This is a genomic window from Bradyrhizobium centrosematis, assembly GCF_045571495.1.
Taxonomy (GTDB): domain Bacteria; phylum Pseudomonadota; class Alphaproteobacteria; order Rhizobiales; family Xanthobacteraceae; genus Bradyrhizobium; species Bradyrhizobium centrosematis.
On sequence record NZ_CP120703.1, the window covers coordinates 388,305 to 400,935 of the forward strand.

At 65.7% G+C, this 12,631-nt stretch carries 10 protein-coding genes; 7 read left to right on the top strand and 3 right to left on the bottom strand.

The genetic code is table 11. From position 1 onward, the window contains the following. Positions 1–34: 34 nt before the first annotated feature. Positions 35–625 carry a DUF4337 domain-containing protein gene (locus tag P6U31_RS01855; RefSeq protein ID WP_407186587.1) on the bottom strand — a complete coding sequence of 197 codons (591 nt, stop codon included), beginning with the start codon at positions 623–625 and terminating at the stop codon, positions 35–37. 100 nt (positions 626–725) lie between these two features. Further along, positions 726–1,691, bottom strand: a complete 966-nt coding sequence (locus tag P6U31_RS01860; RefSeq protein WP_407186588.1) for a tyrosine recombinase XerC — start codon at positions 1,689–1,691, stop codon at positions 726–728. A gap of 121 nt (positions 1,692–1,812) precedes the next feature. Between P6U31_RS01860 and P6U31_RS01865 the strand changes: the two genes are divergently transcribed. Next, a complete protein-coding gene (locus P6U31_RS01865) occupies positions 1,813–4,023 on the top strand; it encodes a primosomal protein N' (protein ID WP_407186589.1) in 2,211 nt (736 codons plus the stop codon). A gap of 228 nt (positions 4,024–4,251) precedes the next feature. Here the strand turns inward: P6U31_RS01865 and P6U31_RS01870 are convergent, their stop codons facing one another. Further along, positions 4,252–4,749: a septal ring lytic transglycosylase RlpA family protein gene (locus tag P6U31_RS01870; RefSeq protein WP_407186590.1), complete on the bottom strand. Its 498-nt coding sequence runs from the start codon at positions 4,747–4,749 to the stop codon at positions 4,252–4,254. A 684-nt stretch (positions 4,750–5,433) separates the two neighbouring features. Between P6U31_RS01870 and P6U31_RS01875 the strand changes: the two genes are divergently transcribed. The 6 genes from P6U31_RS01875 (at position 5,434) to P6U31_RS01900 (ending at position 12,433) form a co-directional block, all read left to right on the top strand. Continuing rightward, positions 5,434–5,994 (top strand): F0F1 ATP synthase subunit delta, encoded by a 561-nt coding sequence (locus tag P6U31_RS01875; protein ID WP_407186591.1) that lies wholly within the window; start codon positions 5,434–5,436, stop codon positions 5,992–5,994. After that, the gene (gene atpA / locus P6U31_RS01880) at positions 5,994–7,523 is read left to right on the top strand and encodes a F0F1 ATP synthase subunit alpha (RefSeq protein WP_407186592.1); all 1,530 of its coding nucleotides are present in this window, start codon (positions 5,994–5,996) and stop codon (positions 7,521–7,523) included. Before P6U31_RS01875 ends, atpA begins: the two co-directional genes overlap by 1 nt. Positions 7,524–7,666: 143 nt before the next feature. Next, positions 7,667–8,539 carry a F0F1 ATP synthase subunit gamma gene (locus P6U31_RS01885; protein ID WP_407186593.1) on the top strand — a complete coding sequence of 291 codons (873 nt, stop codon included), beginning with the start codon at positions 7,667–7,669 and terminating at the stop codon, positions 8,537–8,539. Between the two features lie 78 nt (positions 8,540–8,617). Beyond that, a complete protein-coding gene (atpD, locus tag P6U31_RS01890; protein WP_407186594.1) occupies positions 8,618–10,051 on the top strand; it encodes a F0F1 ATP synthase subunit beta in 1,434 nt (477 codons plus the stop codon). 114 nt (positions 10,052–10,165) lie between these two features. After that, the gene (locus P6U31_RS01895; RefSeq protein WP_407186595.1) at positions 10,166–10,573 is read left to right on the top strand and encodes a F0F1 ATP synthase subunit epsilon; all 408 of its coding nucleotides are present in this window, start codon (positions 10,166–10,168) and stop codon (positions 10,571–10,573) included. Between the two features lie 150 nt (positions 10,574–10,723). After that, a complete protein-coding gene (locus P6U31_RS01900; RefSeq protein WP_407186596.1) occupies positions 10,724–12,433 on the top strand; it encodes an adenylate/guanylate cyclase domain-containing protein in 1,710 nt (569 codons plus the stop codon). Positions 12,434–12,631 lie beyond the last annotated feature (198 nt).

Here is a 12,631-nt window from a genome sequence, read left to right on the forward strand (position 1 = left end):
TCTTTTTGGCGTCAAGGCCACGCGCCTCAACGCCTCAATGCAGATGCAACAGGTGCGGCCACCACAGGCCGAGCCCGGTCATCAACAGGCCGGCGAGCGTCAGGATGCCGCTGACATAGGCCAGCGCGAACATGCCGGTGATGATGGTGGCCGAAGCCAGCACGATGCCGATCTGGAAGGCGGCCGAGGCCAGCTCGAAATGATGGTATTTCGCGGTCGCCTCGTCGCGGTCGTGCTCGGCGTGCTTGGCCTTCTCCGCGAGCTGCTCGGTGCCTTCGCCGGTCTCGGGCTCGGAGCGGTAGCGGGCCGCGGTCTTGGTCCAGTCGTCGACCTGCTTCTGCACCGTTGCCTTGATCGCGTCGTCCGCCGTGCCGGCCAGCGTGAGCTTGCCCTGCTCGGCTGCGGTCACCACCACGGTGCGGCGGATGCTCTTGGCCTGGAAGAACGCCCAGAGATTGGCGGCTTCGACGTTCTTGCTGATCGATTCGGTCTGGGCGCCCTTGCCGAGCGTCTCCGACACGGCCAGGAATAGCGCCAGCACCGCGATCAGGAGCGCGATCTTCTTGTTCGAGCCGGACGCGTGTTCGGCGTGCTCGGCATGCTCCATGCTTTCGTGTGCACTCATGATTCCCTCCGGTTCGGTGCCGCAACGATTGACCGAACCGCGCGGCCTGCGCAAGAGGCCTGACCGCTATGACAGCTTCATGTCAGAATTCAGCGGCAATTCAGCGCCGCGGGTGCGCGCTCGCATAGACTTCGAGCAGCCGCTCGGAATCGATGCCGGTATAGACCTGCGTGGTTGAGAGCGAGGAATGGCCGAGCAATTCCTGGATGGCGCGCAGGTCGCCGCCGCGCGAGAGCAGATGCGTGGCGAAGGAGTGCCGCAGCGCGTGTGGCGTGGCGCTGTCGGGGAGCCCGAGCGCGCCGCGCAGCCGCTCCATCGCGAGCTGGATGATGCGCGGGCTCAAGGGCCCGCCGCGCGCGCCGACGAAGATCGGCCCTTCCGCCGGCAGCGGATAGGGGCACATCGCGACGTACTCCTGCACCAGCTCGAGCACGTTCTGCAGCACCGGCACCATGCGGGTCTTGTTGCCCTTGCCGGTGACGACCAGCACGTCGCCCTCGCCGGGCCGCGGCACCTCGCGGCGCTTCAGGCCGAGCGCTTCGGAGATGCGCAGGCCCGAGCCGTACAGCAGCGCCATCACGGCGGCATCGCGCACAAGAATCCAGGTCTCGCGGTCCTCGCTCGCACGCTCGTCGGCGTCGGCAAGACGTTTTGCCGATGCCATCGGCAAAGGCTTCGGCAGGCTCTTGGCGACTTTCGGCGCGCGGATCGCGGAGAGCGCACCGACCTTGCCCTTGCCCTCGCGCTCGAGGAAGCGGCCGAACGAGCGCAGGCCCGCCAGCGCGCGCATCAGCGAGCGCCCCGCGATGTCGTCGGCGCGGCGCATCGCCATGAAGGCGCGGACGTCGGTGGCTTCCAGCGACGCGAAGCGCTCGAGCGTGACGCGCTCGCCCCAATGGCTGCAGAGAAAATCCAGGCACTGCCGCAAATCGCGGCCATAGGCCTCCAGCGTCTTCGGCGACAGCCGCCGCTCGGCGCCGAGATGCGCCAGCCAGCGCGCCATCTCCTGCGCGAGCGAGGGATCGGCGCTGGCGAGCTCGATTCGTGGTGCGGCGGCTTTGCTCATGCGCTCTGGACGGAATGATTCCGCTCAGTATATCGCATCCCACTCGTTTATCGTTCGCTAAGGCCGCGCGACAGCGCTAGCCTTGAGGCCCCGGGTTCCGATTCTCCCCAAAAGACCGTTGATGGATCATTCGTCGCGCAGCACGACCACTCCCGCCAACGCGACCGGCATGGTCGACGTGCTGGTGCCGGTCGCGCTCGACCAGACCTATTCCTACAAGGTGCCGCGCGGCATGACACTGAAGGCGGGCGATCTCGTCGGCGTGCCGCTCGGGCCGCGCGAGGTGCTCGCCGTGGTCTGGGGCGAGAACGCCAATCCCGATCCGCGCCTGCACAACCGCTTGAAAGAAGTCAGCGAAAAGCTCGACATCCCGCCGCTCAAGCCTGAGCTGCGGGCGGTGGTCGACTGGGTCGCCAATTACACGCTGAGCCCGCGCGGCATGGTGCTGCGCATGTGCCTGCGGATGGGCGAGAATCTCGGCCCCGAACGGGTGCGGCCCGGCGTGCGCCTGACCGGCGATCCGCCGCGGCGGCTGACGCCGGCACGCCAGCGCGTCATCGAGGTGTTGTCGGACCGGCTGCTGCACGGCAAGTCTGAGGCAGCCAGGGAGGCCGGCGTCTCCGCCGGCGTGATCGATGGCCTGGTCGATGAAGGCACGCTCACGGTCGAGCCGATGCCGCCACCGCCGCCGCCGCCCGCCCCCGATCCGGATTTCGGCCGGCCGGATTTCACCCCGCTGCAACGCGCCGCGGTCGACACCATGCGCGCGCTCGCGGCCAACGGTACCTTCCACGTCGCGCTGCTCGACGGCGTTACCGGCTCGGGCAAGACCGAGGTCTATTTCGAGGCGGTCGCGGAAGCGATCCGCCGCGGCAGGCAATCGCTGATCCTGATGCCGGAGATCGCGCTCACCGGCCAGTTCCTCGATCGCTTCGCGCAGCGCTTCGGCGTGCGGCCGATCGAGTGGCATTCCGAGCTCACCCCGCGCACTCGCGCGCGCAATTGGGCGGCGATCTCCGAAGGATCGGCGCCCGTCGTGGTCGGCGCGCGCTCGGCGCTGTTTCTGCCTTACGCCAATCTCGGCCTGATCGTGGTCGATGAAGAGCATGACCAGGCCTACAAGCAGGACGAGGGCGTGCATTATCACGCCCGCGACATGGCGGTGGTGCGCGCGCATATCGCCAAGATCCCGGTCGTGCTGGCCTCCGCGACGCCGTCGGTCGAATCCGAGGTCAATGCGCGCAAGAACCGCTATCAGCGCATCGCACTGCCCTCGCGCTTCGGCGGCCAGCACATGCCGCATATCGAGGCCATCGACCTGCGGCGCGAGCCGCCGGCACGCGGCCGCTTCATCTCGCCGCGCCTCGCCGGCGAGATCAGAGGCGCGATCGAGAAGCGCGAGCAGGCGCTGTTGTTCCTCAACCGCCGTGGCTATGCGCCGCTGACGCTGTGCCGGGCCTGTGGCCATCGCTTCGCCTGCACCATCTGCGATGCCTGGCTGGTCGATCACCGCTTCCGCCAGCGCCTGGTCTGTCACCATTGCGGCTTCTCGATGCCGCGGCCGCATCTCTGCCCGAACTGCTCGGCAGAGGAATCGCTCGTCGCGGTCGGGCCCGGCGTCGAGCGCCTGCAGGAGGAGGCGGCTGCGCTGTTTCCGCAGGCCCGCACCATGGTGCTGTCGAGCGACCTCATCACCTCGATCGAGACGATGCGCGGCGAGCTCGCCGAGATCGCGGAAGGGCGCGTCGACATCATCATCGGCACGCAGCTCGTCGCCAAGGGTCACAATTTTCCGCGGCTCAATCTGGTCGGTGTGGTCGATGCGGATCTGGGTCTCAGCAACGGCGATCCACGCGCGGCGGAACGGACCTGGCAATTGCTCAACCAGGTGATCGGCCGCGCCGGCCGCGAGCAGGGCCGCGGCGTCGGCTACCTGCAGACCCACCAGCCCGATCATCCCGTGATGCGGGCGCTGATCGCCTGCGACCGCGAGGCTTTCTACGACAGCGAGATCGAGCTGCGCGAGAGGACGCTGTATCCGCCGTTCGGCCGGCTCGCCAGCCTGATCATCTCCGCCGGCGATCGCCCCAGCGCCGAAGGTCTCGGCCGCCGTATCGTCGCGCTGGCGCCGCGCGACGAGCGCGTCGTCGTGCTCGGCCCGGCGGAAGCGCCGCTCGCCGTCATCAAGGGCCGCTACCGCTTCCGCATCCTGGTGAAATCGGCCCGCGGTTTCGATCTGTCGGACTATTTGCGCAACTGGCTCGCGGTCTGCCCGAAGCCGACAGGCAATCAGAAGCTCGAAGTCGACGTCGATCCGCAGAGCTTTTTGTAAGCGCCAGTCGCAATCGCATCCCCGGTCGTCATTCCGGGGCGCGCGGGGCGCGAGCCCGGAATCCATCGGGCGGCAGAGTTGGTGGAGGAATGGATTCCGGGTTCGCGCTGCGCGCGCCCCGGAATGACAGGACGTAAAAAACCCGCGGTCCCCCAAGACCGCGGGCTTGTTTCACGTGCGCAGCAAACTGATGAAAACTGCGCGTTCGCTCAAGACGCGGATCGCGCCTTAGGAGACGACCTCTGCAGTGACGCGGCCGACGCCGGCGCCGGTGAGGCCGATGGCGCGGGCGGCACCGGTGGAGAGATCGAGAACCCGGCCGCGAATGAACGGGCCCCGGTCATTGATGGTGACGACGACACTCTGGCCACGATGGGTGACGCGCAGCTTGGTGCCGAACGGCAGCGAGCGGTGCGCCGCGGTCAGGGCGTTCTGATTGAAGCGCGCGCCCGAGGCGGTGCGGCTGCCGGACTCGTTGCCGTAATAGGACGCCATGCCGGAGAAGCTGCGGCCCGTGCCCGAGGTCGGCGTCATCAACGCGTTGGCGTTGCGCCAGTCGGAGGTCGTGTTGGCGTCGGCGTCTGCGTGGTGGCGGTGATGATGCCGGTGGTGGCGGGATTTGGCAGAAGCTTCGGTGGCAGTTCCACCGATGAGGAGAGTTGCGGCAACGAAAGCAATCGCCGTGCGTGGCCGGGTCGCAAAGCCCAGCGTCTTCAAAGACAGCATTTAGTGGTCCCTAAGCTAGTATTGCCACATATGTGGCTAGTGGAGCCCCCATCAGTTTGTGAGCGCTTTGGCGTTTCGATTCCCAATGCGGCGTGAATTGGGCAGTAAATCCGTTCTGTGTCGTCATGAAACATCTTGTTACCGGCCGCCGATATTCAGCCGATGTTGCGAAGTCTTCGGCTTTAACGATTCGTTAAGCTATTCATTACTGTCGAATACTGTAAAACGAAGTCATCGCTGGGCATGTTTAGAATTGGGTAAGTATTCAGCGAGTGGAGCGGAGGGCGCCGGAATCACGCCTCAGCGATCCGTGTTCATGGCCGCTATGCGCTGAGGGCAGGAACCAACGCCGGGTGAGCCGCAGCGAGGTCCTCGACCATTCCGCGGCGCGGCAGGTCTCGTCCAAGTCCTTGATCAGGTCCGGGTCCGGTCCGTGGGTGAGGCGGTCGTCGGCGTGTCGCAACATGCGACGAACTGGCGACAGAACCTCGTGCCTTTAATTTGGCGTCATGTTGCACCTGCGCGCCTGCTATGTTAGCAAAGCCGCGATTTTAACGAGCCCGGCACGTCCCGTGCTGGTCGAAAATCGAAGTCCCGCTTGAATTCCAAGGGCTTGGATCGCTAGGCGCCGCTTCGTGGCGACGGTTTTTCCCTTGCGAGTTTGACAGCAAAAAGAGCGCGTCTGTGGCTGCAGAAGATACGTCCGTTTCAGGTGTGTCCGGCCGTTATGCAACGGCCTTGTTTGAACTGGCCCGCGACCAGAAGGTGGTCGACGAGGTCAAAGCCGATCTCGACAAATTCGAGGCCCTGCTGAACGAGAGCGCCGATCTGAAGCGCCTCGTCCGCAGCCCGGTGTTCGCGGCGGATGCCCAGTCCAAGGCGCTCGAAGCCGTGCTGGCCAAGGCCGGCATTGCCGGCATCTCCGCCAATTTCCTGAAAGTGCTGACCGCCAACCGCCGCCTGTTCGCGGTGACCGACGTCATTCGCGCCTATCGCGCCCTCGTCGCCAAGTTCAAGGGCGAGACGACGGCCGACGTCACGGTGGCTGAAGCACTCTCCGACAAGAATCTCGACGCCCTCAAGGTTGCCCTGAAGTCGGTGACCGGCAAGGACGTCGCGCTGAACGTGAAAGTCGATCCCGCGATCATCGGTGGCCTCGTCGTCAAGCTGGGCAGCCGCATGGTCGATGGTTCGCTTCGCACCAAACTCAATGCGATCAAGCACGCGATGAAAGAGGCAGGCTGATGGACATCCGCGCCGCGGAAATTTCCGCGATCCTCAAGGACCAGATCAAGAATTTCGGCCAGGAAGCTGAAGTCTCCGAAGTCGGACAGGTGCTGTCCGTCGGCGACGGTATCGCCCGCGTCTACGGTCTGGACAACGTCCAGGCCGGTGAAATGGTCGAGTTCGAGAACGGCACCCGCGGCATGGCGCTGAACCTCGAAACCGACAACGTCGGTGTCGTTATTTTCGGTGCCGACCGCGAGATCAAGGAAGGCCAGACCGTCAAGCGCACCCGCGCCATCGTGGACGCGCCGGTCGGCAAGGGTCTGCTCGGCCGCGTCGTCGACGCGCTCGGCAATCCCATCGACGGCAAGGGTCCGATCCAGGCCGACAAGCGCATGCGCGTCGACGTCAAGGCGCCCGGCATCATTCCGCGCAAGTCGGTCAACGAGCCGATGGCGACGGGCCTCAAGGCGATCGACGCCCTGATCCCGATCGGCCGCGGCCAGCGCGAGCTGATCATCGGCGACCGTCAGACCGGCAAGACCGCGATCGCGCTCGATACCATCCTGAACCAGAAGCCGCTCAATTCGCAGCCCGACGAGAACATCAAGCTGTACTGCGTCTACGTCGCGGTCGGCCAGAAGCGTTCGACCGTCGCCCAGTTCGTGAAGGTTCTGGAAGAGCAGGGCGCGCTCGAATATTCGATCGTCGTCGCCGCAACCGCGTCGGATCCGGCGCCGATGCAGTACATCGCGCCCTTCACCGGCTGCACCATGGGCGAGTACTTCCGCGACAACGGCATGCACGCCGTCATCATCTATGACGATCTGTCCAAGCAGGCTGTCGCCTACCGCCAGATGTCGCTGCTGCTGCGCCGCCCGCCGGGCCGCGAAGCCTATCCCGGCGACGTGTTCTATCTGCACTCCCGCCTGCTCGAGCGCGCGGCGAAGCTGAACAAGGACCAGGGCTCGGGCTCGCTGACGGCGCTGCCGGTCATCGAAACCCAGGCCAACGACGTGTCGGCCTACATCCCGACCAACGTCATCTCGATCACCGACGGCCAGATCTTCCTGGAAACCGACCTGTTCTTCCAGGGCATCCGTCCCGCGGTGAACGTCGGTCTGTCGGTGTCGCGCGTCGGTTCGTCCGCGCAGACCAAGGCCACCAAGAAGGTCGCCGGCAAGATCAAGGGCGAGCTCGCGCAGTACCGCGAAATGGCGGCGTTCGCGCAGTTCGGCTCCGACCTCGACGCCTCGACCCAGCGCCTGCTCAACCGCGGTTCGCGCCTCACCGAGCTCTTGAAGCAGCCGCAGTTCGCGCCGCTGAAGATGGAAGAGCAGGTTTGCGTGATCTGGGCCGGCACCAACGGCTATCTCGATCCGCTCCCGCTCAACAAGGTGCGCGCGTTCGAAGACGGTCTGCTCTCGCTGCTGCGCGGCAAGAACGTCGAGATCCTCAACGCGATCCGCGACTCCCGCGACCTCTCCGACGACGTGGCTGCCAAGCTGAAGGCGGTGGTCGAAGGTTTTGCGAAGAGCTTTGCTTAAGAGTGCCCGTCATGGCCGGGCTTGTCCCGGCCATCCACGCCTGACCGCGTGGAGGGAGCAGACGTGGATGCCCGGGACACGCCCGGGCATGACGAAAGGATAGGGTCGCGGTCGAGCCGCAGGCTGATCGCTGGGGACGAAGAATGGCGTCACTTAAAGACATGCGCGTCCGCATCGCCTCCACCAAGGCGACGCAGAAGATCACCAAGGCCATGCAGATGGTCGCCGCCTCCAAGCTGCGCCGTGCGCAGACCGCCGCGGAAGCGGCGCGTCCCTATGCCGACAAGATGAGCGCGGTGATCTCCAACATCGCCAGCGCCGCGGCGGGCTCGCCCGGCGCACCCGTGCTGCTGGCCGGCACCGGCAGGGACCAGGTTCACCTGCTGCTGGTCTGCACCGGCGAGCGCGGCCTGTCCGGCGCCTTCAACTCCTCGATCGTGCGTCTCGCCCGCGAGCGCGCTTTGGCGCTGATGGCGCAGGGCAAGGACGTGAAGTTCTTCTGCGTCGGCCGCAAGGGTTACGAGCAGCTCCGCCGCCAGTTCGAGAAGCAGATTGTCGAGCATCTCGACCTGCGCAGCGTCCGCCAGCTCGGCTTCGCCAATGCCGAGGACATTGCCAAGAAAGTCCTGGCACGTTTCGACAACGGCGAGTTCGACGTCTGCACGCTGTTCTATTCCCGCTTCAAGTCGGTGATCGCGCAGATCCCGACCGCCCAGCAGATCATTCCGCTGGTGGTCGAGGAGGCAGGTAGCGCCAACACGACGGCCTACGAATATGAGCCGGAGGAGGACGAGATCCTCACCCGCCTGCTGCCGCGCAACCTCGCGGTCCAGATCTTCCGCGCGCTGCTCGAGAACAACGCCTCGTTCTACGGTGCGCAGATGAGCGCGATGGACAACGCGACGCGCAACGCCGGCGAGATGATCCGCAAGCAGACGCTGGTCTACAACCGCACGCGTCAGGCGCAGATCACCAAGGAACTGATCGAAATCATCTCGGGCGCCGAAGCCGTCTAAGACGCATCGGCACCCATCAACGCAACATCCCGGTCACGCTGACCGTGGTCTAGTAGTTCGGATCGAAGGAGACATTCAATGGCAGCCCAGGTCGGTCGCGTCACCCAGGTCATCGGCGCCGTCGTCGACGTGCAGTTCGAAGGCCACCTCCCGGCCATTCTCAATTCGCTCGAGACCAAGAACGGCGGCAACCGCCTGGTGCTCGAAGTCGCCCAGCATCTCGGCGAGTCCACCGTGCGCACCATCGCGATGGACACCACCGAAGGTCTGGTCCGCGGCCAAGAAGTGACCGACACCGGCGCGCCGATCCGCGTTCCCGTCGGCGAAGGCACGCTCGGCCGCATCATCAACGTCATCGGCGAGCCGATCGACGAAGCCGGTCCCGTCAAGACCGAAAGCCTGCGCGCCATCCACCAGGAAGCGCCGACCTACACCGACCAGTCGACCGAAGCTGAAATTCTCGTCACCGGCATCAAGGTCGTCGACCTGCTCGCGCCCTACGCCAAGGGCGGCAAGATCGGCCTGTTCGGCGGCGCCGGCGTCGGCAAGACCGTGCTGATTCAGGAGCTGATCAACAACGTCGCTAAGGCCCACGGTGGTTACTCGGTGTTCGCCGGCGTCGGCGAGCGCACCCGCGAGGGCAACGACCTCTATCACGAGTTCATCGAGTCCAAGGTCAACGCCGATCCGAAGAACCCGGATCCGAGCGTGAAGTCGAAGTGCGCGCTGGTGTTCGGCCAGATGAACGAGCCGCCGGGCGCCCGCGCCCGCGTCGCGCTCACCGGCCTGACTATCGCCGAAGACTTCCGCGACCAGGGTCAGGACGTGCTGTTCTTCGTCGACAACATCTTCCGCTTCACCCAGGCCGGCTCGGAAGTGTCGGCGCTGCTCGGCCGTATTCCTTCGGCGGTGGGTTATCAGCCGACGCTCGCCACCGACATGGGCGCGCTGCAGGAGCGCATCACCACGACGCAGAAGGGCTCGATCACCTCGGTGCAGGCCATCTACGTTCCGGCCGACGACTTGACCGACCCGGCGCCGGCGACCTCGTTCGCGCATCTTGATGCGACCACCACGCTGTCGCGCTCGATCGCCGAAAAGGGCATCTACCCGGCGGTCGACCCGCTCGACTCGACCTCGCGCATGCTCTCCCCGCTGGTCGTCGGCGAGGAGCACTATGCGGTCGCCCGTCAGGTCCAGCAGGTGCTGCAGCGCTACAAGGCGCTCCAGGACATCATCGCCATTCTCGGCATGGACGAGCTTTCGGAAGAGGACAAGCTGACGGTGGCCCGCGCCCGCAAGGTCGAGCGCTTCATGTCGCAGCCGTTCCACGTCGCCGAAATCTTCACCGGCTCGCCGGGCAAGTTCGTCGACCTCGCCGACACCATCAAGGGCTTCAAGGGCCTGGTGGAAGGCAAGTACGACCACCTGCCGGAAGCCGCCTTCTACATGGTCGGCACCATCGAAGAGGCGGTCGAGAAGGGCAAGAAGCTGGCGGCGGAAGCCGCGTAAGCTTTGTCATCTCGTCATCGCCGGGCTTGACCCAGCGATCCATCAAAAGAAGGTTTTGATGGATGGACCCGCGGGTCAAGCCCGCGGGTGACAAGTGAAGAGAACGGAAACACCATGGCCACCTTCCACTTCGATCTCGTCTCTCCGGAAAAGCTCGCCTTCTCGGGTGAGGTCGACCAGGTCGACATCCCCGGCGTCGAGGGTGACTTCGGCGTGCTGGCGGGGCACGCGCCGGTCGTGGCTGCGATCCGGCCCGGCATTCTCACCATCACCACCGGCGGCAAGCACGAGAAGATCATCGTGCTCGGCGGCCTCGCGGAAGTCTCCGACAAGGGTCTGACCGTGCTCGCCGACGTCGCGACGTCGCTCGCCGAGCTCGACCGTGCCCAGTTCGCCGAGACGATCGCTGAGATGGAAGAGAATCTGAAGGAGCACGAAGGCGGCGAGCTCGACCACGCCATCGAGCGGCTCGATCACTTCAAGAGCATCCAGCACCAGCTCAACTCCACGGCCATGCACTAAGCCCCGGGGCACTGCTCCGGGGCCAGTCTCGAAATTCTTGAATAGGTTCAGCGCTCGTCACCGACCGTGGCGGGCGCTGAAACTTTGTTGCACCGCGCTTGCGATAGCGGCATTCTGCCTTGCGGATTTGGTCCCCGGGGCGGGTCGAAGATGAAACGCAAGATCGCAGCGATTTTCGCGGCCGATATTGCCGGCTATTCGAGATTGGTCGCGGAAGACGAGGAGGAGACGCTGCGGCGCCTCGCCTCCTATCGCGAGGTCGTCGACGATTTCATCGCCAAGGCCGGCGGGCGTATCTTCAACACGGCGGGCGATGCCGTGCTCGCGGAATTTCCGAGCGCGGTCGATGCGGTGCGCTGTGCGATCGACATCCAGGAATCCCTGCGAACCCGCAACATGGCCTATCCGCCGAGCCGGCAGATGTCGTTCCGCATCGGCATCACCATCGGCGACGTCGTCGAGCGCGACGGCGATCTCTTGGGCGATGGCGTCAACATCGCGGCACGGCTGGAGGGCCTCGCCGAGGTCGGCGGCATTTGCGTCTCGCGCGCGGTGCACGAGCAGGTCGCCAACAAGCTCTCGGTGCAGTTCGCCGACATCGGCGCGCAGGAGGTCAAGAACATCCCGACGCCGGTGCATGCCTATATGGTGGCGATGCGGCGCGAGGACGGCACCTACGGCAAGCCGCAGCTGAAGAAAGCGGCGTCCAAGATGGCCGCCGCACCGGTATGGATGTGGCCGCTGGTGGTGGCTGTGATCTCGACCGTCGCGATCGGCGTCACCGGCTTTCTCTACAACACCAAGCTCAAGCAGGCGGCGAATGTCGCAGCGGCGCCAACTCCGGCGTCAAGTTCTGCACCCGGTCCCGCGCCGACTGCAAATGCAGCCGCGCCGAGCCCAATGCCGACGCAGATGGCGAAGGCGCCGATGATGCCGATGCCGCCTTCGAATGCCGGCGCTGCAACGGCGCCGATGCCGATGCCGATGCCGATGCCGACGCCGATGCCGATGCCGATGCCGTCGGCTTCGCCAATGTCCGGAAAGTTGTCCGCCGACAGCGTGCCCTTCATCAACGAGCGCGCGCGCAACTTCCTCGCCAGCGACTATGCGAGCTCCGGCGACCACAAGGCCTTCGCGCTCAATGTCGGCGGCTTCACCGGCTCGGCGCTGAACCAGGCGAGCGAGGAGGCCGCGCGCAACATGGCGATCGAGCAGTGCCAGAAGCGCGCCGATGCCGCGCAATCGCCGCGGCGCTGCGAGCTCTACGCCGTCGGCGACAATGTGGTGTATGCGCATGGCAAGCCGCCGATGCCGCCGCCTCCCTTCTTTCGGCATGATGCGATGACCGAGCGGCCCTTCGTCTCGAAGGATTTTCCGATGGTGCGCGAGCCGCAGAAGGTCCGGCTCGAGAACATCTTCGTGCCCGCGGCCAAGGCCCGCGCGGTCGCGCTCGGCCCGGGCGGACAATATTTCATGGTGCTCGGCGCTTCGTCCGCCGAGGACGCGGCGCGGCGGTCCCTGGAATCGTGCGGTGCGATTGCCGGCGTGGCGTGCCTCGTGGTCGCGATCGACGACAATTTCGTCGTGCCGATCCCGACCCTGTTCAGGATCACCGGCTTCTTCAATGCCGCGGCCAACCCCTCGATCATGGCCGATGCGCGCGGCGAGGTGGTGCGCAAGCTCGGTGATGCCATCGGCTGGAATGCGGTCGCCGTCGGCACCGCGGGCCGGCCCGGCCTCGGCCTCAAGGCCGCCGACGAGCCGGCCGCGGTCAAGTCCGCGCTCGCCGATTGCGCCAAGCGCGACAGCGACTGCCACGTCATCGCCATCGGCCCGTTCACGGTGGGACCGATCAATTAGCGCGTCCCGAGCTTACGCCCGCCTAACGCAGGATGAGATTTGGTTGTATCGATGTGCGCTCAGCTCGATTCACCTCTCCCGCAGGGAGAGGTCGGAGCGCATCGAAGATGCGGTCCGGGTGAGGGGATCTGGTCTCGCTGAGTGCCACGGCCCCTCACCCGGATGGCGCTGGACGATGCTTCGCATCGCCAGGGCAAT